Genomic DNA, 22168 nt, shown 5'->3' on the forward strand with positions numbered 1-22168 from the left:
CGGCGCTTTTACGCTATAATCCCGCCCTTTAGCTGTCTCTCGCCCGGTGCGAGGGGCACATTACTTTTCGAGGCGCATCGCGCCTGCATGCAGACTAAAGAGGCTAGACCCCTGTGGCATTGACGATTCTTGGCCTGTCCGGCGCCCTTAGCCATGACCCTTCAGCCGCCTTGTACATCGACGGCAAGCTGGTGGCGGCAGCTGAGGAGGAGCGCTTCGTACGCGATAAGCATGCAAAGAACCGCATGCCCTACGAATCGGCGAAGTTCTGCCTGGAGCAGGCCGGCATCAAGCCGTCCGACGTTGACGTGGTCGCGATTCCTTTCGCTCCGATCAGCATTTTCGGCAAGGCTCGCTGGCAGTACGCCAAGCGCTACTGGTACGCCCCGGACCGTGCACTCGACGCGATCCTGATGGGCAACCGTCGCTACAAGCGCTATCGCAACAAGATCGTCTGGTGCCTGGAGCAACTGGGTTTCGATCCGAAGAAAATCAAGATCGAGCCGGTTGAACACCACCTGGCCCACGCTTCCAGCGCCTACCACTGCTCGGGTTTCAAAGAGAAAACCGCGATCCTCGGCATCGACGGCAAGGGTGAGTACGCCACGACCTTCTTCGGTTATGGCGAAAACGGCAAGATCCACAAGCTCAAGGAGTTCTTCGATCCGGACTCCCTCGGCGGCCTGTACGGCGCGATCACCGAGTTTCTCGGTTTCGACATGCTGGACGGCGAGTTCAAGGTCATGGGCATGGCGCCGTATGGCGACGCCAGCAAATACGATTTCTCGCGCCTGGCCTCGTTCGAGAACGGCGAACTGGTGATCAACACCGACTACGCCAACGTCATCGGCCTGCGTCGCTATAAAGAGAAAGGCAAGGGTTACTACTTCTCGCCGAAGCTGATCGAGTGGCTGGGTCCGAAGCGCGAAGGCGACATCGCCGACGAGCCGTACATCCACTACGCCGCCAGCATTCAGGCGCTGTTTGAAAAAATTGCGCTGCAGATGATCGATTACTACCTGGGCGACGTGCTCAAGGAAACCGGCAAACTGGCCTACGCCGGTGGCTGTGCGCTGAACGTCAAGCTCAACCAGAAAATCATCGCCCGCGACGACGTCAAAGAGCTGTTCGTGCAACCTGCATCCGGCGATGCCGGCACTGCGGTCGGTGCCGCCGCTTATGTGTCCAACGCCCGTGGCGTGCCGGTCGAGAAGATGGAACACGTCTACCTCGGCCCGTCGTACAGCAACGAAGACGTGATCGCCGCGTGCGCCCGTCACGAGAACAAGCCGACCTGGCGCAAACTCGACAACATGCCGGAGCAGATCGCCAAGATCATGGTCGACGGCAACCCGGTGGCCTGGTTCCAGGGCCGCATGGAGTTCGGTCCGCGTGCACTGGGTGGTCGTTCGATCATCGGCTGCCCGAGCGTGGCCGGTGTGGCCGACCGTATCAACCACCAGATCAAGTTCCGCGAGCGCTGGAGGCCTTTCTGCCCGTCGATGCTCGACACCGTTGCACCGCAGATGATCAAGATCGATCACCCGGCGCCGTTCATGACCTTCACCTTCGAAGTCGCCGAAGAGTGGAAAACCCGCGTGCCGGAAGTCGTCCACGAAGACGGCACCTCCCGTGCCCAGGTGCTCAAGCGCGAATACAACCCGCGCTACTACGACATGATGAAGGCCCTGGAAAACCTGACCGGCAACGGCGTTTCCCTGAACACTTCGCTCAACCGTCGTGGCGAACCGATGATCTGCTCGCCGACCGATGCCCTGAACATGTTCTTCGGCTCCGATCTGCAATACCTGATCATGGAAGACATCCTGGTGGTCAAAGAGGGTGCAGACGCTTATGACACGCTCGGCTGAACGCCATGTGCTGCAGTTCTGCCACGGCTATGACGGGCCGTTTCTGGACTGCGCGCGGCAGTACGCCAGCCTGTTCGCGGGCACCGGTTATCGGGTGACCACGGTCTTTCTGACCGGGGCCGCCGATAGCGAGGTGGCCGCCGCCTGCGCCTCCGACGAAGTGTTGTTCATGGAATACAGCTCCAAGGCCATTCGTGGCCTGAAGCTGGGCGCCATCGGCGATCTGCGCAAGATCGCCGCTTCGCGCAATTTCAGTTTCTGCATCGCCCATCGCTTCAAGCCGATCTATATCGCCTTGCTCGGCACGTCGCTGCCGGTGATTGGCGTGCATCACGCGTTTGACGATTACAAACGCGGCTCGCGCAAACTGTTCGCACAGATTTTCCGCAAGCGCCTGAGCCTGCTCGGCGTGTCCGACGCGGTGCGCGACGACATGCGCCGTTGCCTGCCGAAATGGCCGGCGGCGCGGATCCAGACGCTTTATAACCGCATCGACGTGCCAGCCTTGCAAGCCAGCCAGGTGTCCGCCCGGGAGGCCCGGGAAACCCTTGGTCTGGCGCCGGACGCTTGGATTGTCGGCAACGTCGGCCGTCTGCACCCGGACAAGGATCAGGCCACCCTGCTGCACGGTTTTGCCAAGGCGTTGCCGGGGTTGCCGGGCAACAGTCAGTTGGTGATTCTCGGCAAGGGCCGTCTGGAACAGGACCTCAAGGAACTGGCCCGGGAACTGGGCGTCGGTGACCGGGTGCTGTTTCTCGGCCAGGTGCCGGACGCGCGCAATTACTTCCGCGCCTTCGATGTGTTCGCCCTGAGCTCCGATCACGAACCGTTCGGCATGGTGCTGCTGGAGGCCATGGCGGCCGGCGTGCCGTTGCTGGCCACCGCCTGTGGCGGGGCGAAGGAAGTGGTCGAAGGCGTGGGCATTCTGTTCCCGCTCGGCGATGCCGAGCACCTGGCCCAGGGCCTGCACCATCTGGCCGGCATGGACGAGCAACAGCGCCGCCAATGCGCGGAACTGATGCTCGACCGTCTGCGCGAGCGCTTCTCCGACCGCGCGGTGCGTGACACCTTCTGGCGTTTGCCGCAAGTCATCGATCTGGCACCGAGGGGCTGATGCTCAACCGATTTCAAGGCTGGCGCGAACGTGGCTGGTCGCCCGTCGACGCCTCAACTTATGCACAGGCCTGGCAGCGTTTCGGCGGCAGCGTCGCGACTCATCCCATGGTGGTCGAGCGTCTGGCGGATCTGGCCGGCATCCCCGTGCGTTATCTGGCCTGGGAGCAGCAAGGCGAAGTCAAAGCCGCGATTCCGACCTGGGGCCGCGATCTGGCGTTGTCCAAGGATGTGCTCAAGCGCAGTGGCAAGAAAGGTCTGTTCGACCTCGGCAACGCCGAGCTGATCCTGCCGGCCGCCGCTGACGCCCAGGCCGCGCTGCGGCATCGCGGGCGCTACCTGTCGGCGCTCAACGAAAACCGCTTCAGCGGTCTCAAGTTGCAGGCCGAACAACTGGCCATGGCCCGTACCCCCGAAGAACTGTCGAAAAAGTTTCGCTACAACCAGCGTCGCGAGCTGCGTCTACTGGAAGAGGCGGGCGGGGTGGTGCGTCCGGTCGGCGAGTTTTCCAGCGCCGAACTGGCGGCGATCTACTGCGATCTGTTCCAGCGCCGCTGGGGTTTCCCCGCCACCGGCGCGGCACGGATGGCCGAGGTCATCGAGCTGTTGCGCGAGCTGTTGATCGGTTCGGTGATCTTCCTCAACGATGCACCGATCGCGATTCAACTGGTGTACCGCGTCGAAGCGCCGCAGTGGATCAGCGTCGAGTACATCAACGGCGGCGTCGACCCCGAAACCCGCGAATTCAGTCCCGGCAGCGTGCTCAGCTTCCTCAATACGCAAAGTGCCTGGGAACACGCGCGGGCGCTGGATAAGCCGCTGCGTTTTTCCTTCGGTCGCGCCGACCGTGAATACAAGGATCGCTGGTGCAATCCTGTGCCGGTCTTCACCGTATGAGTCAGCCCATGAGCCGCAAACAGCAATTGCTCAAGCGTCACCGGCGCAACAAACGAATCGGCCTGCTGATCGCGCTGGCCGTGCTGATCGCTCTTGGCGTGCTGGTGGCCTGGTGGCTGCCGCTGGTGCTGGCGGTCGTCGGCTGGGTCGCCCATGAGGCGTGGTTCGCCGATCACCTGTTCTACTCGCCAAAAGACGATTACCAATACAGCTTTCCGCCGTTCACGCCGCAGCCGAAAGTGCATCTGAACGGCGGACATCTGCGCCTGGACGAAGGCGTGATGCTGGTGGACGACGCGACGCTGATCCTCGCCGTGCGGGTCAAAAGTACCTGGCTTGGGCGTTTCTTCGATCCTCGGGTCGAGTTGGCCGGCGGCACGAATCCCGATGCGCAGACCTTCGAACGCGGCGTCAACGGCCTGCGTTACCTCAACCTCAGCGGACAGGCGCAAACCCTGTCCCAGGGCCAGTTGCATCTGCGCGGACGTTTCTGCCGGGTCTCCGGCGAGCCGCTGCTATGGGCGCTGGAGCAGCCGGACTACCGTCGTCAGCGGGTGATGGTCATCGCTCCCCACGCCGACGATGCGGAACTGGCTGCCTACGGTTTGTACAGTCAGGCCGACGAGGCGTGGATCGTCACCCTGACCGCCGGCGAGATCGAAGCCGAACACTATCAGCAGATGGGCATGAACAAGGTCGAGGCGGCGCGGCTCAAGGGGCGTCTGCGTGCCTGGGACAGTCTCACCGTGCCGCGCTGGGCCGGAGTCGCGCAGGAACGCTGCGTGCAGCTGGGTTATTTCTGCCTGCAACTGGCGGCCATGCAGGCTGCACCGAATCAGGCGGTGGCCTCGCGGGAAGCCGATCTGAGCGACACCCGGCTGTTTCGTCAGTTGAATCCGTTCACGCTGCCCGGCGATGCCGATGGCGCGCCGACCTGGAACAATCTGTTGGCCGACCTGCGCGAGGTGCTGTTACGGGCGCGCCCGGACGTCATCGTGCTGCCGCATCCGACGCTCGATCCACATCCCGACCATCTCTGTGCCCAGCAAGCGGTGCTGGAAGCCTTGAACGGCCTCGACTGGCAGCCGACCCTGCTCGGCTACGCCAACCACCTGCACGATAACGACCGCTGGCCGATGGGCAACTCGGGGCAGGGCATTGCGCTGCCGCCCGCGTTCGATTCGGGCGTGCCGATGCAGCCGTGCTGTCTGCCGTTGTCCATCGAGCAGCAGCGCGACAAGGCCATGGCCCTGGGTATGATGCATGATCTGCAACCCCCGGCACCGTTCAAGCGACGTCTGCGGCGATTGATCCAGAGAGTGCTCGCCAGTAGAGTGCCATCGGTCTACGGTGAGAACGAATTCTTCCGCAAAGCGGTCAGGCGCCAGGAGTTGTTCTGGCTTCTGAAGCATGGTGAAACATCTGTGAAGCAGAATTGAAGTCATTCGCGGCCTAGCATGGCGCCATGTTCGATAACCGAGTGAATTTCTGTGATCAATCCACGTCCACGGATTCTGTTTCTGATTCCGTATTTTGGCCAATGGCCGTTCTGGATGCCTTTTTTCCTGGAGAGTTGCCGGCGCAACGCGGACATCGACTGGCTGCTGTTCAGTGACTGCGGTACACCGGCGGATCTGCCGCCCAATGTCACGGTCGAGGCCATGACGTTTTGCGATTACTGTGCGCTGGTGTCGCAACGATTGCAGATCGACTTTGCGCCGAAGGCGGCGTACAAGCTCTGCGATATCAAGCCGGCCCTTGGGCACATCCACGCCGATCGCCTGCAAGGCTACGATTTCTGGGCGTTCGGCGATATTGACCTGGTGTACGGTGACCTGCGAAGTTACTTCACCCCGGATCGCCTGGCAGGCTACGACCTGTTTTCGACGCACGAGCGTCGGGTCGCCGGCCATCTGTGTCTGATGCGCAATACCGCGCGCAAGCGCGAGCTGTTCATGCAGATGAAGGACTGGCGGTTGCGGTTTACCGATCAGGCGCACCATGCGCTGGATGAGGGTGCGTTCAGCCGCATCTTCATGTGGCGCAAGAATTTTCCCGAGCCGCTGTTCACCCTGGTGGGCAAGCTCAACCCGTGGCGCCGCCGCAGCGAATTCACCGAGGCGTTCAGTACGCCGGGTGGCTGCATCAAGTGGCACGACGGCACGAACGATTTTCCGCGCCAGTGGTTCTGGCGCGATGGCAATTTGAGCAATGATCGCGATGGCGATCGCCGGTTTCCGTATTTCCATTTCGTTTGCTGGAAACGCAACGAATGGTCTCGGTTGCCTCAACCCGATCCGGCCGAGATCAGGCGCATTGCCGCCGGTCCGGGGTGGATCATCGATGCAACGGGTTTCCACGGGGAGTCATATGAGTCAACGGTCAAAGGTTCTGCAACTGCAGCCTGACTACAACATCAAAGCCCATGATTTTGCCGACCTCTCCGAGCAGATCGTCAAGGCGCTGCCGACGGATCGCTATGAGGTGACCGCAGCGTTTCTGCGCGGCAAGCCCGGGCCGGGCGAACCTGTGAGCCGGTCCGATCGTTCGGTGTATTTCGAGTTTTCCGACAAGTCCCTCAAGGGTATGCGCCTGCGTGCCATGTGGCAGCTCTACAAGTTCTGCCGCCGGGAAAAGTTCGATGTGGTGATCTGCAATCGCTTCAAACCGGTGAACATGATGCTGGCGCTCAACCGCTGGCTGAAGGTGCCACTGTGCATCGGGATTTCCCACGGCTTCGGCGAGTACGACCGGTTTTACCGGCGTCGCCAGACCCAGCGCCTGATCGATCGGCACTGGCGTTTTGTCGGGGTCTCGCCGGCGGTCAAGCAGTACCTGCTGGATTGCGACTGCGGTTTCACCGACGCCAACACTTGGGCGATCACCAACGCCATCGACATCGAGCAGGCCGAGGGTTTGCAGCACAGTCGCGAGCGCGCCCGGGAAATGCTCGGCATCGACCCGAACGTGCGCCTGATCGGCGCACTGGGGCGGCTGGTGTCGGTCAAGGGCCATACCTATCTGTTGCAGGCGTTTGCCGCGCTGAAGGACAAGTATCCGAACACGCAATTGGCGATCATCGGCGCCGGGCGTCTGGAGTCGTCGCTGGCGGCCGAGATCGAGCAATTGGGCCTGACCGGCCGTGCGCACCTGCTGGGTTTCAAGGAAAACGCCCTGCAATATGTGCGTGCGTTCGATATCTGGACCATGCCTTCGCTGGCCGAAGGGCTGGGCCTGGCGTTGCTCGAAGGCATGAGCGGGCACTTGCCGGTCATCGCGTCCAACGTACCGGCAATGCTGCCGTTGATCGAAGGTGCCGGTGGACTGACCATCACGCCGAAGGACGTTCCGAGCCTGGTCGCGGCGCTCGACACCTACCTGGCGCTGTCCGATGACGAGCTCAGGGCCAAGGGCGAGCAGGCGTATCGGTATCTCCAGGAACACCACGACATCGAGGTATTCCGTCAGGAGTACTTCAACCTGATCGACTCTGGCCTGGAACTGGCCCGCAAGGAGCAGCAACAGCCGTGAGCGAAGAAAACAACGTGACCAAAGAAACATCCCGGAGCGGTGCGCAGCCGATCGTCACCGTCATCATTGCGTCGTACAACCACGGCCCGTACATCGAAGAAAGCATTCTCAGCGTCATCAACCAGAGCTACCAGAACATCGAGCTGCTGGTTGTCGATGACGGTTCGAAGGACGACAGCGTCGCGCGCATCAACGCCTTGCAGGCGCAGCACGGTTTTGATTTTCGTGTGCAGCAGAACCAGGGCCTGACCAGCACGCTCAACGGGGCGATCGCCCGAGCCAAGGGTAGCCTGATCGTGCCGTTCGGCTCCGACGACATCATGTTGCCGGAGCGTATCGCCACGCAGGTCGCCTACATGGACGGCAAGCCGGAAGTCGGCATCTGCGCCGGCAACATCGAGCTGATGGACGCCGAAGGCAAGCCATATCCGGAAAAGCGCCAGCGCCGTGACGTGCCATTCCGCCGTCTCGATTTCGAGGACATGTTGCTGGAGCGCAAGCCGTATCCGCCAGCACCGACCCTGATGATCCGCCGCGAGGCACTGGAGAAGGTCGGCGGGTTCGATCCGCAGATTCGCCTGGAAGACCTGGCGATCGAGCTGAAGGTCACCCATGCGGGTTACTTCATCGATGGTCTGAACGTGCTGATGGCGCGCTATCGCAAGCACGCCACCAACTCCTACAAGAACCACCGGTTCATGATCGACAACATCCTGCGCACCTATGCGTTGTTCAGCGATCATCCGCTGTACGACGAGGTGCGCTACAAGGCGCTCAACTCGATGTTCCTGAAGACCGCCAACCGCGATCGCAAGCTGGCGCGGGAGCTGCTGGCGCAGATTCCGTTCAAGGCGTGGAACAAGAAGACCTGGCGTGGATTGGGTCGCCTGCTGTTTTCGCCGCTGGAAAAAGACTGAGGTGCGGGTCGCTCGCGGTCAGCGAGCGACCTTTTCCGTCACAGGCCTGTTGTCCTTCTGGCGCAGGCGCAGCCATTGCACGATTCTCTTGCCCGCGTTCATGCCCGGCTGCTCGATGTACAGGAAGGTGGCGCTGCTGATCAGAATCAGCAGGCAGGTGCATACCGCCATCAACGGCAGGTAGACCCAGGTTTCCCGGGCATCCAGATGCAGCGCCAGCGGCAAGCGCTGGACCATCAGCCAGAGCACGAAGCCGTGCAGCAGATACGTGCTGTAGCTGATCTCGCCGAGCCAGCGAATGCTGCGCGGTTTCAGCGCCCCGAACAGCGTGTTGCCGGATGCCACGATCACGAAAAACAGTGACAGCAGAAACAGCGGCGTCGTCTTGAATGCCCGGTTGAATGCCGTGAAGGCAACGACCAGGGCCACGATGGCGATTACGCTCGCCAGCCGTGTCCGGCCCCACGCCACCAGTTGTGGCCGGCGAACCCAGTACGCTGCTGCAATCCCGCCGAGAAAACTGGCAATGAAGTGCTTCTTCAGCGAATGCTCCCAGCCGACCAGTTGATACAGCGCATAGATCCCGATCAGGCACAGCAGAATCTGCCGCCAGTTGCTGCGGAAGATGAACGCCGTCGCGGCCAGGGGCAGTGCCAGATAGAAAAACACTTCGTAGGCCAGCGTCCAGGTGACGTTGGAGATCAGCATGCCGGTCTGCGGGTATTGATTGATGTCTGGCCGGTCAAAGCTCAGCCAGGCCAGAATCTGTTTCAACAGCTGGATGCCCGGTTCCTTCAGCTCCCAGCCTTGCAAATGGAACACTGTCGCGAAGACGATCAGCATCAGCGGCAGATACAGCGGATACAGGCGGAACACCCGTGACACGCCGAACGCCAGCCAGTCGTGCTCTCGGCCCTGGGCCAGCAGACGGCCCCAGAACAGAAAACCGGTGATCATGAAGAACAGGGCCACGCTGCCCTGGCCGAGCATTGAGTAGAAGTTGCTCGGCGGAAACTCGAACACACCGGTGCGCAAAAAGATCCAGGTGATGATCGAGTGGTGTACGAATACACCGAACGCCAGGTAGCCGCGCAGTCCATCGATGCTGGCATAGCGGCTTTCGCCGGAATGCTGCAGGTGACGGGCGATCTTCGGCACGGCACGCAGCAACAGTGCGGCGGATACGATGGCCAGTGAATAAGCGACCAGCGCAATCAGGGGATTGGTTTCGTTCATCATTGAACCTGCGCCGGTGTATTGGCGGCCAGCACTTGCCTGTGCAGATTGTCCACGGCGGATTTCGACGCGGTGACAGCGTACCCCTGGAGCAGGGCGTCAAGGTGTTCTTCGAACAGCCAGCGCTTGTCCACGGTGTAGCGTTGCATGTGGCGCAGATTACGCTGACGCAACGCGAGGCTGAGGGGCGACGGGTAGACCCGCAGGTCGGCCAGATCGATCAGCCCGAATTCGCCATCTTCCAGCACCAGTACGTTGCCCAGATGGAGCGAGCGGAAATACACCCCCTGTTCATGCAACTGGGCCATGAATTTGCCGAAACGTTCGACCAGCGCCTGGCGCACTGCCGGCGCGGTGATGCCCTGCAGCACCTGACGCAAGGTGTGGCCCGGCAGTGGCGCGTAATGCACCGCGCTGCTGCCATCGCTCAGTCGATACAGGTTGAGTACTTGCGGGGTGGGGATGCCCATCTGGCGCAATTGCTCGCTGTTGACGGCGAAACGCTCGGAATACGGATTGAAACTACCCGAGGTATACCAGCGGCGAGGTCGGAACAGCTTGAGGAAGCTGCCATCGGACAGGCGCAGGACTTTCGGGCCGAGGCCGTCTTCTTCGATGACCTGGGCGTCGCTGCTCAGTTGCTGCAAACCGGCCACCGACAGAGGTTGCACCGGCAAGGTCAGCAGGCGCCGGGCTCGCTGGTTGATGCTCAAGGCCGCGATCAGCGCCAGAGGAATCCACAACAGGAACCAGTGCTCCTTGGGTCGCGAAATGATTCCGCCACCTTCGGTCAGCCCGGCGCCGATGCCGAACACCAGCCAGGTCGAGGCGACGATCAGCAGCGGTTGCACACGCTGGCGCCAACTGCTCGACAGCGCCCATGCCTGAAAGAACAGCCAGGGAATCAGGCCGAGGATGCCCACGTAATAGAGCACGCCGAGGGCAAAGCTGTGCGGTTCCTGGAAGTTGTAACCGACCCCCGGATCGATCGCCAGGCTGGCGCTGTAGCCATGACCGAGCCAGGGGTGGTCGGCGATCTTGTGCAGGACCATTTGCCAGATTTCCAGGCGGTACGAGTCGCCGCGCTCGAAAATCATCTGTGCGAACAGCACGAAAACCGTAAGGCCACTCACGGCCATTGCCGCCAGAAGTGCAATCGAGCGGCGATTCCAGCAGATGAAGCTCAGCCACAAGGCTGCCATGGTGAGGGCCACCAGCGGAGTTCGGGAGCCGGTGCCGATGACCGCCATGAACATGATCGCCATCGCCGGCACGCTCAGCCACATCATTCGCTGGCGCTTGCAGGTCATGGTCACGCTCAGCCAGTAGGCGCAGAAAAAACCGAACAGGTGCGAGCTGAGCAGCGGGTTGTCGAAGGCACCGCCACCGATCAGGCGCATGCCCGGTTCATAGACCCGGGCGAACATGAACAGGTAGCAAGTCGTGGCAATCAGCGCCACCAGGGCGGCGAGAAACAGCAGGGGTTGCAGGATGTCACTGCGATAACGCACCAGCAGATAGCAGCCGGCAAACAGCAGCAGGGTATGCAGCGGCGGTTTGAACATCCCGCCGACCGGTTCGTCATGCGGCCCCCAGCACAGGCTTAGCAACGCCCAGACGACAAACAGCAGGATCGCGACGAAAATCGGCTCGCGCAGCAGCTCCTTGAGTTCGCGCGGGCGCAGGCAGAGGGCGATCAGCGTCGGAATGCTGAACAAGCCATAAAACAGTTTGTGATGAAGGCTGCGGCCCGGCAGAAAAAACAGCGCGCACAAGAGCAAGAAATAGCCGGTGGGTAGAATCCACAGGCTGATGAAATCGAAAACTCGATTGGACGTACTGCTGAAGCTGCGAAGTTGCATGCTGTGAGATTCAATCCTGAAGTTGATCGACCATTCGGATGATGGCTATTTGATGCTGGAAAACATGCCTAACAATACCAGCCTTTCGCCGATTGCCAGAACCCCGAACAAGCTGTGCTAAAGTCAGCGTCCTTTTTATCGACTTTCGCGTGATATGACCGACTCCAGTCCCGCCGCAAGCCCTTCGAGCCTTAAAATCTACTTCCGACTGCTCGGTTACGTCCGGCCGTATATCAGTCTGTTCCTGATCAGCATCGTCGGTTTCCTGATTTTCGCCTCGACCCAGCCGATGCTCGGCTACATCCTCAAGTACTTTGTCGACGGCCTGTCCAACCCTGAGGCGGTGCTGTTTCCGACCGTGCCGTACCTGCGCGACCTGCAACTGCTGCAGGCCGTTCCGCTGCTGATCATCCTGATCGCCGCGTGGCAGGGGCTGGGGTCGTATCTGGGCAACTACTTTCTGGCCAAGGTTTCCCTCGGCCTGGTACACGACCTGCGGATCCAGCTGTTCAACAACCTGCTGACCCTGCCCAATCGCTACTTCGACAAGCATAACTCCGGTCATCTGATTTCGCGTATCACCTTCAACGTGACAATGGTCACGGGGGCGGCAACAGATGCGATCAAGGTCGTAATCCGTGAAGGCATGACGGTGATCTTCCTGTTCGCCTCGCTGCTGTTCATGAACTGGAAGCTGACGTTGGTGATGGTGGCGATCCTGCCGCTCATCGCCGTGATGGTGCGCACCGCCAGCAAGAAATTCCGCAAGCAGAGCAAGAAGATCCAGGCGGCCATGGGCGACGTCACCCACGTCGCTTCGGAAACCATCCAGGGTTATCGCGTGGTACGCAGCTTCGGTGGCGAGACGTACGAAGAACAACGCTTCCTGAACGCCAGCCAGAGCAACACCGACAAGCAACTGCGCATGACCCGTACCGGCGCGATCTATACGCCGATGCTGCAACTGGTGATCTACAGCGCCATGGCGGTGCTGATGTTCCTGGTGCTGTTCCTGCGTGGCGATGCCTCGGCCGGTGACATGGTGGCCTACATCACCCTGGCCGGTCTGTTACCGAAACCGATCCGTCAGTTGTCTGAGGTCAGCTCGACCATCCAGAAAGGCGTGGCGGGCGCCGAAAGCATTTTCGAACAGCTGGACGTCGCGCCGGAAGTCGATACCGGTACGGTCGAGCGCGACTCGGTCAGCGGTCGCCTGGACGTGCGCAATCTGAGCTTCACCTATCCGGGCACCGATCGTCAGGTGCTCGACGACATCAGCTTCTCGGCCGAGCCGGGGCAGATGGTGGCTCTGGTCGGGCGCTCGGGCAGCGGCAAGTCGACCCTGGCGAACCTGATTCCGCGTTTCTACCACCACGACAAGGGCGAAATCCTCATCGATGGCGTGGAAGTGGAGCAATACAAGCTGTTGAACCTGCGTCGTCACATCGCCCAGGTGACCCAGCACGTCACGCTGTTCAGCGACACCGTGGCCAACAACATCGCCTACGGCGACCTGGCCGGTGCGCCGCGCGAAGATATCGAGAAGGCTGCGCGTGATGCCTACGCGATGGACTTCATCTCGCAACTGCCCAATGGCCTGGACACCCAGGTCGGCGAGAACGGTGTGTTGCTCTCCGGCGGTCAGCGCCAGCGCCTGGCGATTGCCCGCGCCTTGCTCAAGAACGCGCCGCTGCTGATTCTCGACGAGGCCACCTCGGCCCTCGACACCGAGTCCGAACGGCACATCCAGGCTGCGCTGGACCAGGTGATGAAGGGCCGTACCACGCTGGTGATCGCCCACCGTCTGTCGACCATCGAGAAAGCCGATCTGATCCTGGTCATGGACCAAGGGCGGATCGTCGAGCGCGGCACCCATGATGCGCTGCTCGCGCAGAACGGTTACTACGCCCGCCTGAATGCGCTGGGCCTCGACGCCCCGGCCGAAGACATCGCCTGACCCCCGAGCAACCGATGAGGGCGCCGTCCCGCGCCCTCATCGGTTTGTATCCAGACCTTTACGCTTCTTGACCAAACCGGAATAAAACCCGGCACCGCGCTTGTTAAGGTTCCTGAACGAACTTTGATTTTCATCGAGGGGGCCATCCCCGTCGCGCGGGTACTCTCATGCTGCAACGCTATCTCTGGAAACTGCTGCCCAAGCCGCAGCGGGCCTTTCTGTTGGGGCGCCTGTCGGTGGTCGACCGGCAAGTGGTGAACAAGTCGATGTCAGCCAACCTGACCTTTCCCAAGGCGTTCGAGCGGCGCGCCTGCCTGTTCATCCATGTGCCCAAATGTGCCGGCAGCAGCGTGTGTACGGCAATGTTCGATGGCTGGCGTCCCGGCCATCTGCCGTTGTACTGGTACGAAGAACAGTTTCCCGAGCAGTTCGCGGCCGTCTACAAATTCGCCTTCGTGCGCGACCCGTTGGAGCGCGCTTATTCGGCCTACGCCTTTTTGCGCGGCAACGAGCTGAGCGGGCGCGATCATGCCGCGCAGCAACTGGTACGCAATTACCGTGATTTCGACGAGTTTGTCGCTCGCTGGCTGCATGCCGAAACCATCCCGCGCCAATTGCACTTTGCTGCGCAGACCGACTTTCTCACCGACTCGCTGGGGCATCTGGCGCTGGATTTCATCGGTTATCAGGAACATCTGGAGCGGGATTTCGGCCTGGTCTGCGAGCAGTTGGGGCTGGCGAGCCAACTGCCCCGCATCAACGTCTCCCGGCAACGGCGCCCGATGCTGGCGCGGGAGCTCTGCACGCTGCGTACCCGGCGTCTGGTGCGGCGGGTCTATCAACGTGACTATGAGCTGCTCGGCTATGAATGAAGCGCTTTGCTTGACGACAAATGCATCGGCCATCCGGCCCTATGAACTGGCGCTGTCGAATCAGGCCCGTGCGGCGCTCAAGAAGCAACGACCGCGCTGCGTGTGGCTGACAGGGTTGTCGGGGGCCGGCAAATCGACCCTGGCCAATGCCCTTGAACTGCACCTGCATCAATACGGCCTGCACACCTTCCTGCTTGATGGCGACAATGTGCGCAATGGCTTGTGCCGCGATCTGGGGATGGGCGACGGGTGTCGGCGCGAGAACATCCGGCGTATGGGTGAAGTGGCACGCCTGATGTTCGATGCCGGACTGATTGTGATCGTCGCAGCCATTTCGCCGTTCCGCGCAGAGCGGGAGGCGGCGCGTCAGCTGTTTGCTGCGGGTGACTTTATCGAAGTGCATGTCAGCACCTCCCTTGAAGTCTGCGCCCGACGCGATCCCAAAGGCCTGTACCGCGCCGTGCGTGAAGGGCGGATCAAGGATTTCACAGGCATCGACAGCCCGTACGAAGCGCCGCTGGCGGCCGAGTGCCGGATTGATACCGACGCACTCGAGCTGACGACGGCCTGCCGCTGCCTTGCAGCCATCCTGCTCAAAAAATGAGCAAAAAACCCCGTTGTTTCATCCTGTTGCAGCCGTCGCACAAGCCTTCGCCAACCCTGTGCTAATATCGCGCCCCTGTTCATTTTGTATGTGGGTTGCTCCATGAAGTTGTCCATGCCGCGATTCGATCAAGCCCCTGTCTTGGTGGTCGGCGATGTCATGCTCGACCGTTACTGGCATGGTGGGACCTCACGGATTTCCCCTGAGGCGCCGGTTCCCGTGGTAAAGGTCGAGCAAATCGAAGACCGTCCGGGCGGTGCCGCCAACGTTGCCTTGAACATTGCCGCGCTGGGTGCGCCGGCGTCGCTGGTCGGTGTGACCGGTGACGACGAGGCCGCCGACAGCCTGAGCAACAGCCTCAAGGGTGCCGGCGTAAAGGCCTTGTTCCAGCGCATCGCGCACCAGCCGACCATCGTCAAGCTGCGGGTCATGAGCCGGCACCAGCAATTGCTGCGTATCGACTTCGAAGAACCGTTTGCCACGGACGCCCTCGCGCTTGCCTCCCAGGTTGACGATCTGCTGGAAGGTATCAAGGTGCTGGTGCTGTCCGACTACGGCAAAGGCGCGCTGAAAAACCATCAGGCGCTGATCCAGGCCGCCCGTGCCAAAGGCATTCCGGTGCTGGCCGATCCGAAAGGGAAGGATTTCTCGATCTACCGTGGCGCGAGCCTGATCACCCCCAACCTCAGCGAGTTCGAAACCATTGTCGGCGGTTGCGCCGATGAGCACGAACTGGTGAGCAAGGGCGCGAAGCTGATGCACGACCTGGAACTCGGCGCATTGCTGGTGACCCGTGGCGAGCACGGCATGACCCTGCTGCGTCCGGAGCACCCGGCGCTGCATCTGCCGGCCCGTGCCCGTGAAGTGTTCGACGTGACCGGTGCCGGCGACACGGTTATTTCCACTCTGGCGGCGGCAATTGCCGCTGGCGAAGAGCTGCCGCATGCGGTAGCGCTGGCCAACCTTGCCGCTGGCATTGTGGTCGGCAAGCTCGGTACGGCGGCGATCAGCGCCCCGGAACTGCGCCGTGCGATTCAGCGCGAGGAAGGTTCCGAGCGCGGTGTGCTGGGTCTGGAGCAACTGCTGCTGGCGGTTGACGATGCCCGGGCGCACAACGAGAAGATCGTCTTCACCAACGGTTGCTTCGACATCCTCCACGCCGGCCACGTGACCTACCTCGAGCAGGCGCGGGCGCAGGGCGACCGGTTGATTGTCGCGATCAACGACGACGCCTCGGTCAGCCGTCTGAAAGGCCCGGGACGGCCGATCAACAGCGTCGACCGACGCATGGCGGTGCTCGCTGGCCTGGGCGCGGTGGACTGGGTGATCAGTTTTGCCGAGGGCACCCCGGAGAACCTGCTGCGCGAGGTCAAGCCGGACGTGCTGGTCAAGGGTGGCGACTATGGTATCGATCAGGTGGTCGGCGCCGATATCGTCAAGGCCTACGGCGGCACCGTGAAGGTGCTGGGGCTGGTGGAAAACAGCTCGACCACCGCGATTGTGGAAAAAATCCGCAAGTCCGAATGACCTGTACTTGATTGCTCCCGCGCGCTGCGTGGGAGCAATCAGGATCAAGCCGTCTTGCGCGGCACGATCTTCTTCAGCAATTGCTTCGCCTTGCCACGCAAGCGCGCCAATCCGGTGTCCTTGTCTGGCGCTGTCAAACCCTGCTGACGCAGCCAGTCCTTCCAGCGAATCCGCTCGTCGCGCACCAGCCAGCCGTCCTGTCTGGCGAAACTCTCCGCCAGATACAGCCCACGGGTGCCCGCCGGGGACAACTGACCCTTCTTGAGCGTATACAGCTCGGCCAGCGGTTCGCCGTCCTGCAACGGCATCAGATACAGGTCCGGACGTTTGCGGTCGAGCCGCGCGACCAGTTGATCGCCCTCAAGACGTTCGTCGACATGGAACAGACTCAAGGTCTTGGCTTCCTTCGGCACCTCCAGGCGCAAATCGTAGATCAACTGCAAGGAGGCGGTCGGCAGATGCACATAGGCCCGTGGCCGCTCGAGCAATTGCAGATTGGCGCAGCGCACCGGGCGCGCCGAGCCGGACAGCGGCGTCAGGCGAAACGGCAACGCCTCGCGGTAATGCAGCGCGGCGGCGTAGGGCGCCGGCAGCCAGGTGTCGTTGAAGCGCCCGCCGAGCCAGCCTTCCGGGGTTTCCAGCAGGCACTCTTCGGCGATCTCCTGAATCGCTGTGTGCAGCGGAATATTCAGCTCATGGGCCGGCACGTAGCCGGAAATCAGTTTCAGTACCACATCGCCGCGATCCTGCCGGCGCTGGCGCACCAGCACCCAATAGTCGCGGTTCTGCCAATGCAGGGTCAGTCGCACCGATACACCGAGGTTGGCCAGCTCCAGTGCGAAACGCTCGGCGTCCGGCACCGTGACCGGCTTTCGCCGTTGCAGGGTCTGGGCGAAATTCAGCGGCATGCCGACGCTCTGGTAGGCCAGACCTTCGGGGGTCGCTTCGACGAACAGCGGCAGCGTCTTGAAGTTGCTCGGGTTCTTGCGGATGAGCGTGCGCGGCATGTCGGCTCCTGCTTAAGGCCGCGAAGCGGCGTCAGTGACCACGAATGACCTGGGCAACGGTCGCAACGTTGTGGGCGAGGTGCAGCGGATTGATCGTGCCGACGATAGCACTGGCCACGCCGGGCTGGGCGAACAACAACTCGAAGCTGGCGCGCACCGGGTCGACGCCGGGACTCAGGCACACATGGCCGCTGGCCAGGGCTTTTTTCACCAGAATGGCTTTGCCGTGGTCAGCAGCATAGTCAATGACTGCCTTCTCGTTTTGTTCGTTCAGATTGTAGGTGACCATCGCGCAATCGCCTTGCTCCAGCGCCTTGAGGCCGCCGTCGACGGTTTTCCCGGAAAAGCCGAAACCGCGAATCTTGCCTTCGGCCTTGAGCGCCGCGAGGGTGGCGTAGACTTCGCAGTCGTTGAGGATCGCCAGGTCGTTGCCGTCCGAATGCACCAGCACCAGATCGATGAAGTCGGTTTCCAGGCGTTGCAGGCTGCGCTCCACCGACATGCGCGTGTGGGCCGCGCTGAAGTCGTGGCACGACAGGCCATCGGCAAACTCTTCGCCGACCTTGCTGACGATCACCCAGTCCTGACGCTGGCCACGCAGCAGCGGGCCGAGGCGTTCTTCGCTGCGGCCGTAGGCCGGGGCGGTATCGATCAGGTTGATGCCCAGATCCCGAGCCTGACGCAGGAGCATGCGCGCCGCGTCATCGTCGGGGATCTGAAAGCCGTTGGGATATTTCACGCCTTGGTCGCGGCCCAGCTTCACGGTGCCCAGGCCAAGAGGAGAAACCATCAGACCGATGCTGCCCAATGGGCGGTGCAGTTCGTGCAGGGTTGGCAGGGTCATGGCAGCAATTGCTCCCAGGCCGGAACGCCCATCGGTGGTTTCGGCAGGTCCGACGGCAGGGCGGCGTGGCTTGGCTGGATGCCGTCGCGCTGCAGCGCAGCGAGCACCCGGTCGGCGAAGTCCGGGGCCAAGGCCAGTTTGGTCGGCCAGCCCACCAGCAGCCGATCCTGCTCGGCGAGGAAGGCGTTGTCCGGGCGGGTCAGGCCGGTTTGCAGCGGCTCGGCGCGGTCGACCCGCAGGGTCGCCCATTGCGCGCTGCCCAGGTCGATCCACGGCAGCAACTGGCCGAGTTCCTTCTGCGCGGTGGCGATCTGCTCGGCTGGCTCGCGGGCCACGCCCTCGGCCTCGGCGATGTCGCCGCCCAGATACCAGACCCACTGGCCGTTCGCGGCCGGATGGGTGGTCACGGTGATGCGCGGCTTGGTGCCGCCGCCCAGGCAGTGCGCGTACAGCGGCTTCAGGCCCGGTCCCTTGACGAGAATCATGTGCAGCGGTCGGCGTTGCATGGCCGGCTGGCTCAGACCGAGGGCCTTGAGCAGGTCTTCGGTGCCGGCGCCGGCGCTGAGCACGATGCGCTGGGCGCGGATCTCGCGCTCGTCGACTTTCAGGCCGACCAGTTGGCCGTTTTCCAGCAGTGGTTGAATATCTCGCCCGGCGAGCAGACCGTCGCCGGCCAGATCCGCCAGGCGCTGAACCAGGCTCGGCACATCGATCACCAGTTCGGCGAGACGGTAGACCTTGCCCTTGAAGCGCTTGTCCTGCAGGGCCGGCGGCAGTTGCTCGCCCTTGACCTGATCGACCCGGCCGCGCACGGCCTTGCTGGCGAAGAAACTGGTGAGGTTGCCGGCCAGGGTGCCCGGCGACCACAGGTAATGGGCTTCGGACAGCAGGCGCACGCCGCGCAGATCCAGCTCGCCGTCACCGGCCAGCGCTTCACGCCAGCGGCGCGGCATGTCGGCGATGGCTTCTGAGGCGCCGGTCAGCGCACCATGCAGCGCGTACTTGGCGCCGCCGTGGATGATTCCCTGGGATTTCACGCTCTGCCCGCCACCGAGGCTGGCGCTCTCCACCAGCACGGTCGAAAAGCCCTGGCGGCGCAGGCGCGCGTTCAGCCAGAGGCCGGCGACACCAGCGCCGACAATCAGAACGTCGGTGGAAATAACGGATGGCATGCAACGACCTCAGGGCTTAAAGAAGCTGCAAGTTTCAAGCTTCGAGCTGCAAGCTGCAACCCGGAGCCGAAAACTTGCAGCTTTGCAGCTTGAGGCTTGTCGCTGCCGTCAGTGCCCGGCGGTTTTCGAGAAGAGCTGGATGACCACCACGCCCAGCACGATCAACGCCATTCCCAGCATCGCCGGTATATCGAGCTTCTGCCCATAGATGAACAACGCGGCGACGCTGACCATCACGATGCCCATGCCCGCCCACACCGCGTAGGCGACGCCCACTGGCACGCTGCGCACCACCAGGGTCAGCATCCAGAACGCGATCCCGTAGCCGACGATGACCAGCAGCAAAGGCAGGGGCGTGCTGAAACCCTTGACCGCTTTCATCGAAACAGTGGCGATCACTTCGGCGCAGATGGCAATGGCCAGGTAGGCGTAGGCGGTCATGGTTCAATCCTCATGTAAATGTTGCTTGCTGAGGTCGGCATTCTAGGGATTCGCCAGATGGGGTAAAGTCATTACCTATCTGTTTTGGAGATGGGTTGCCCATGAGCATGCAATGGAATCTGGAGCAGTTGCAGGTGTTCGTCAGCGTCGCCGAGCATCGTTCGTTTTCGGCCGTCGCCCGCCAGCAACGCAAGGCGCAATCGGCGATCAGCAGTGCCATTGCGCTGCTGGAAGATGATCTTGGGGTCAGTCTGTTCGAGCGTAGCAGCGGTCGTCAGCCGAGTCTTACCGAGGCCGGCGAGGCGTTGCTCGAAGAGGCGCGGGAAGTGTTGCGCCAGTGCGAGCGCCTGAATGGTCGGGCCATGGCGATGATGCGCGGCCAGGAAGCGCAATTGCGCGTGGCCCAGGACGAGGCAATGCCCTATCAGGCGCTGGTGGAAAGTTTCGGCGCGCTGGCCGAGCAGTTTCCCAGCCTGGAAGTGCAACTGACCAGCGCCGCCCAGGGCGAGGTGTCGCGCAAACTGGTGGAGCGCAAGGCTGACCTCGGTCTGCTGTTCTACCACGATGAAATCCCCGAAGCGCTGGAGCGCCGCGTACTCGGCAGCGTGGAAATGGTCACGGTCTGCGGCGTCAACCATCCACTGGCGACGCAGCCCTACGTCACCTGTCAGCAACTGGCGCAACACCGGCAATTGCTGATGTCGACGCAAACCAGCGTCTATCCCGGCAACGAACCCGCCAGCCCGCAGGTTTGGCGGGCCGACAGCTTCTACGTGATGGCCGAATGGCTGGTACGCGATCTAGGCTGGGCCTGGCTGCCGCGCCATGTGGTGCAGTACTCGGCGTATCAGGGGTTGATGGTCGAACTCGACAGCGAATGGACACCCCCGGCGCTGGTGGTGGAACTGGTCTGGCGCCGTGACGAACCGCTCGGCCCGGCCGCCCGCTGGCTGGCGGAGCGATTTGCCATACACCTGCGGGCGATCGGCGGCAAAAGTCGATAAACTCCGCCGCCATGAATAGAACTCTCTACACCGTGCTGTTTTACCTGGGGCTGCCATTGGTGGCGATTCGGCTATGGCTGCGTTCGCGCAAGGCGCCGGCCTATGCCAAGCGGATTGGCGAACGTTTCAGCTACGCCATGCCCGCGCTGCAACCCGGCGGCATCTGGGTGCATGCGGTATCGGTGGGCGAAAGCATCGCGGCGGCGCCGATGATCCGTGCGCTGCTGCAACGTTATCCACAGTTGCCGATCACCGTGACCTGCATGACCCCGACCGGTTCGGAGCGCATCCACGCGATGTTCGCCGATGAACCGCGGATTCAGCATTGCTACCTGCCTTATGACTTGCCGTGTGCGGCGGCGCGGTTTCTCGATCGCGTGCAACCGAAACTCGCGGTCATCATGGAAACCGAATTGTGGCCCAACCACATTCACCAGTGCGCCAAACGCGGGATTCCGGTGGCGCTGGCCAACGGCCGGTTGTCCGAGCGTTCGGCCAAGGGCTATGGCCGGTTCAGCAAACTGACCGCGCCGATGCTCGCCGAAATGAGCCTGTTCGCCGTGCAGACCGACGCCGAGGCGCAGCGCTTTCGCGAGTTGGGCGCGCGTGCGGAGACGGTCGAAGTCACCGGCTCGATCAAGTTCGACCTGACCATCGACCCGCAACTGCTGCAACGCGCCGCTGATCTGCGCGGGCAATGGCAGGCGCTGGAACGACCGGTGTGGATCGCCGCGAGTACCCACGAAGGCGAGGACGAAGTGGTGTTGAATGCCCATCGTCGGTTGCTGGCGAACCATCCCGATGCGCTGCTGATTCTGGTGCCGCGTCACCCGGAGCGCTTCAACTCCGTGTTCGAGTTGTGTCAGCGCGAAGGTTTTGCCACGGTGCGCCGTTCCGGCGGCGCCCATGTTGAGGCTGGAACGTCGGTGCTGCTCGGCGACACCATGGGCGAGTTGCTGTTTCTGTATGCACTGGCCGACAGCGCCTTCGTCGGCGGCAGTCTGGTGCCGAACGGCGGACACAACCTGCTGGAGCCGGCAGCCCTGGCAAAACCGGTGATCAGCGGCCCGCACCTGTTCAACTTCCTCGACATCGCCGCGCAACTGCGCAGCGCCGGGGCGTTGGTCGAGGTCGATGATGCCGAAGGTCTGGCGGTGGAGGTTCAGCGTCTGTTCGAGTTGCCACGGGATGCGCAACGCATGGCCGATGCCGGGTTGAGCGTGATGCGGCGCAATCAGGGCGCGTTGCAGCGCCTGCTGGATGGTTTGGGTCGACTGATCAAATAACCGGCCATCGAGATGCAAAAAAAGATC

Annotated in this window: 19 protein-coding genes; 13 read left to right on the forward strand and 6 right to left on the reverse strand. The window is 62.2% G+C overall.

Annotation, left to right across the window (positions count from 1 at the left end):
* The first annotated feature begins 113 nt into the window (after positions 1-113).
* The 7 genes from KVQ74_RS28375 to KVQ74_RS28405 are packed head-to-tail and all read left to right on the forward strand — an operon-like array spanning position 114 to position 8329.
* On the forward strand, positions 114-1871 hold the full coding sequence (locus tag KVQ74_RS28375) for a carbamoyltransferase family protein (RefSeq protein WP_217834680.1): 1758 nt from the start codon (positions 114-116) through the stop codon (positions 1869-1871).
* Complete coding sequence (locus KVQ74_RS28380; RefSeq protein WP_217834681.1) at positions 1855-2985, forward strand: glycosyltransferase; 1131 nt, start codon at positions 1855-1857, stop codon at positions 2983-2985. The genes KVQ74_RS28375 and KVQ74_RS28380 overlap by 17 nt, the downstream gene beginning before the upstream one ends.
* Entirely contained in the window at positions 2985-3881 is an 897-nt protein-coding gene (locus KVQ74_RS28385) for an antimicrobial resistance protein Mig-14 (RefSeq protein ID WP_217834682.1), read from the forward strand. Before KVQ74_RS28380 ends, KVQ74_RS28385 begins: the two co-directional genes overlap by 1 nt.
* Before the next feature lie 8 nt (positions 3882-3889).
* Positions 3890-5320, forward strand: coding sequence for a PIG-L deacetylase family protein (locus KVQ74_RS28390; RefSeq protein ID WP_217834683.1), 1431 nt, complete (start codon positions 3890-3892; stop codon positions 5318-5320).
* Positions 5321-5371: 51 nt separating this feature from the next.
* On the forward strand, positions 5372-6289 hold the full coding sequence (locus KVQ74_RS28395) for a DUF6625 family protein (RefSeq protein WP_217834684.1): 918 nt from the start codon (positions 5372-5374) through the stop codon (positions 6287-6289).
* Positions 6252-7412 carry a glycosyltransferase family 4 protein gene (locus KVQ74_RS28400; protein WP_217834685.1) on the forward strand — a complete coding sequence of 387 codons (1161 nt, stop codon included), beginning with the start codon at positions 6252-6254 and terminating at the stop codon, positions 7410-7412. Before KVQ74_RS28395 ends, KVQ74_RS28400 begins: the two co-directional genes overlap by 38 nt.
* A complete protein-coding gene (locus tag KVQ74_RS28405; protein WP_318837896.1) occupies positions 7409-8329 on the forward strand; it encodes a glycosyltransferase in 921 nt (306 codons plus the stop codon). Before KVQ74_RS28400 ends, KVQ74_RS28405 begins: the two co-directional genes overlap by 4 nt.
* 18 nt (positions 8330-8347) lie before the next feature.
* On the opposite strand, the gene KVQ74_RS28410 is transcribed toward KVQ74_RS28405, so the two are convergent.
* Positions 8348-9565 carry an acyltransferase family protein gene (locus KVQ74_RS28410; RefSeq protein WP_217834686.1) on the reverse strand — a complete coding sequence of 406 codons (1218 nt, stop codon included), beginning with the start codon at positions 9563-9565 and terminating at the stop codon, positions 8348-8350.
* Positions 9565-11427 carry a bifunctional O-antigen ligase/aminoglycoside phosphotransferase family protein gene (locus KVQ74_RS28415; protein ID WP_217834687.1) on the reverse strand — a complete coding sequence of 621 codons (1863 nt, stop codon included), beginning with the start codon at positions 11425-11427 and terminating at the stop codon, positions 9565-9567. The genes KVQ74_RS28410 and KVQ74_RS28415 overlap by 1 nt, the downstream gene beginning before the upstream one ends.
* 154 nt (positions 11428-11581) lie before the next feature.
* On the opposite strand from KVQ74_RS28415, the gene msbA reads away from it, so the two are divergent.
* The 4 genes from msbA to hldE all read left to right on the forward strand — a co-directional run bounded on the left by msbA (position 11582) and on the right by hldE (position 16387).
* Positions 11582-13384, forward strand: a complete 1803-nt coding sequence (gene msbA, locus KVQ74_RS28420) for a lipid A export permease/ATP-binding protein MsbA (RefSeq protein WP_217834688.1) — start codon at positions 11582-11584, stop codon at positions 13382-13384.
* A 167-nt stretch (positions 13385-13551) separates the two neighbouring features.
* Positions 13552-14256 carry a sulfotransferase family 2 domain-containing protein gene (locus KVQ74_RS28425; protein WP_217834689.1) on the forward strand — a complete coding sequence of 235 codons (705 nt, stop codon included), beginning with the start codon at positions 13552-13554 and terminating at the stop codon, positions 14254-14256.
* On the forward strand, positions 14249-14860 hold the full coding sequence (gene cysC, locus KVQ74_RS28430; protein ID WP_217834690.1) for an adenylyl-sulfate kinase: 612 nt from the start codon (positions 14249-14251) through the stop codon (positions 14858-14860). The genes KVQ74_RS28425 and cysC overlap by 8 nt, the downstream gene beginning before the upstream one ends.
* Before the next feature lie 102 nt (positions 14861-14962).
* Complete coding sequence (hldE, locus tag KVQ74_RS28435; RefSeq protein WP_217834691.1) at positions 14963-16387, forward strand: bifunctional D-glycero-beta-D-manno-heptose-7-phosphate kinase/D-glycero-beta-D-manno-heptose 1-phosphate adenylyltransferase HldE; 1425 nt, start codon at positions 14963-14965, stop codon at positions 16385-16387.
* Positions 16388-16431: 44 nt separating this feature from the next.
* On the opposite strand, the gene KVQ74_RS28440 is transcribed toward hldE, so the two are convergent.
* From KVQ74_RS28440 to KVQ74_RS28455, 4 genes are all read right to left on the reverse strand, one after another.
* On the reverse strand, positions 16432-17394 hold the full coding sequence (locus KVQ74_RS28440) for a metal ABC transporter ATPase (RefSeq protein ID WP_217834692.1): 963 nt from the start codon (positions 17392-17394) through the stop codon (positions 16432-16434).
* A gap of 31 nt (positions 17395-17425) precedes the next feature.
* Positions 17426-18238, reverse strand: coding sequence for an aldo/keto reductase (locus KVQ74_RS28445; RefSeq protein ID WP_217834693.1), 813 nt, complete (start codon positions 18236-18238; stop codon positions 17426-17428).
* A complete protein-coding gene (locus KVQ74_RS28450; RefSeq protein ID WP_217834694.1) occupies positions 18235-19410 on the reverse strand; it encodes an NAD(P)/FAD-dependent oxidoreductase in 1176 nt (391 codons plus the stop codon). The genes KVQ74_RS28445 and KVQ74_RS28450 overlap by 4 nt, the downstream gene beginning before the upstream one ends.
* A 108-nt stretch (positions 19411-19518) precedes the next feature.
* Positions 19519-19851, reverse strand: a complete 333-nt coding sequence (locus tag KVQ74_RS28455; RefSeq protein ID WP_085585270.1) for a DMT family transporter — start codon at positions 19849-19851, stop codon at positions 19519-19521.
* A gap of 101 nt (positions 19852-19952) precedes the next feature.
* On the opposite strand from KVQ74_RS28455, the gene KVQ74_RS28460 reads away from it, so the two are divergent.
* Together KVQ74_RS28460 and waaA are read left to right on the forward strand one after the other, a co-directional pair.
* On the forward strand, positions 19953-20855 hold the full coding sequence (locus KVQ74_RS28460; protein ID WP_217834695.1) for a LysR family transcriptional regulator: 903 nt from the start codon (positions 19953-19955) through the stop codon (positions 20853-20855).
* A gap of 11 nt (positions 20856-20866) precedes the next feature.
* Entirely contained in the window at positions 20867-22141 is a 1275-nt protein-coding gene (gene waaA / locus KVQ74_RS28465; RefSeq protein ID WP_217834696.1) for a lipid IV(A) 3-deoxy-D-manno-octulosonic acid transferase, read from the forward strand.
* Positions 22142-22168 lie beyond the last annotated feature (27 nt).

The sequence above is a fragment of the Pseudomonas botevensis genome (genome assembly GCF_019145475.1).
Lineage (GTDB): Bacteria > Pseudomonadota > Gammaproteobacteria > Pseudomonadales > Pseudomonadaceae > Aquipseudomonas > Aquipseudomonas botevensis.

Excerpts from the sequence above, each read along its gene's own strand:
- KVQ74_RS28385 (WP_217834682.1), top strand. The coding sequence starts at position 2,985 with ATGCTCAACCGATTTCAAGGCTGGCGCGAACGTGGCTGGTCGCCCGTC.
- KVQ74_RS28445 (WP_217834693.1), bottom strand. The coding sequence starts at position 18,238 with ATGACCCTGCCAACCCTGCACGAACTGCACCGCCCATTGGGCAGCATC.
- KVQ74_RS28400 (WP_217834685.1), top strand. The coding sequence starts at position 6,252 with ATGAGTCAACGGTCAAAGGTTCTGCAACTGCAGCCTGACTACAACATC.
- KVQ74_RS28440 (WP_217834692.1), bottom strand. The coding sequence starts at position 17,394 with ATGCCGCGCACGCTCATCCGCAAGAACCCGAGCAACTTCAAGACGCTG.
- KVQ74_RS28380 (WP_217834681.1), top strand. The coding sequence starts at position 1,855 with ATGACACGCTCGGCTGAACGCCATGTGCTGCAGTTCTGCCACGGCTAT.
- KVQ74_RS28425 (WP_217834689.1), top strand. The coding sequence starts at position 13,552 with ATGCTGCAACGCTATCTCTGGAAACTGCTGCCCAAGCCGCAGCGGGCC.
- KVQ74_RS28415 (WP_217834687.1), bottom strand. The coding sequence starts at position 11,427 with ATGCAACTTCGCAGCTTCAGCAGTACGTCCAATCGAGTTTTCGATTTC.
- KVQ74_RS28450 (WP_217834694.1), bottom strand. The coding sequence starts at position 19,410 with ATGCCATCCGTTATTTCCACCGACGTTCTGATTGTCGGCGCTGGTGTC.
- hldE (WP_217834691.1), top strand. The coding sequence starts at position 14,963 with ATGAAGTTGTCCATGCCGCGATTCGATCAAGCCCCTGTCTTGGTGGTC.
- cysC (WP_217834690.1), top strand. The coding sequence starts at position 14,249 with ATGAATGAAGCGCTTTGCTTGACGACAAATGCATCGGCCATCCGGCCC.
- KVQ74_RS28390 (WP_217834683.1), top strand. The coding sequence starts at position 3,890 with ATGAGCCGCAAACAGCAATTGCTCAAGCGTCACCGGCGCAACAAACGA.
- waaA (WP_217834696.1), top strand. The coding sequence starts at position 20,867 with ATGAATAGAACTCTCTACACCGTGCTGTTTTACCTGGGGCTGCCATTG.
- KVQ74_RS28460 (WP_217834695.1), top strand. The coding sequence starts at position 19,953 with ATGAGCATGCAATGGAATCTGGAGCAGTTGCAGGTGTTCGTCAGCGTC.
- KVQ74_RS28455 (WP_085585270.1), bottom strand. The coding sequence starts at position 19,851 with ATGACCGCCTACGCCTACCTGGCCATTGCCATCTGCGCCGAAGTGATC.
- KVQ74_RS28410 (WP_217834686.1), bottom strand. The coding sequence starts at position 9,565 with ATGAACGAAACCAATCCCCTGATTGCGCTGGTCGCTTATTCACTGGCC.
- msbA (WP_217834688.1), top strand. The coding sequence starts at position 11,582 with ATGACCGACTCCAGTCCCGCCGCAAGCCCTTCGAGCCTTAAAATCTAC.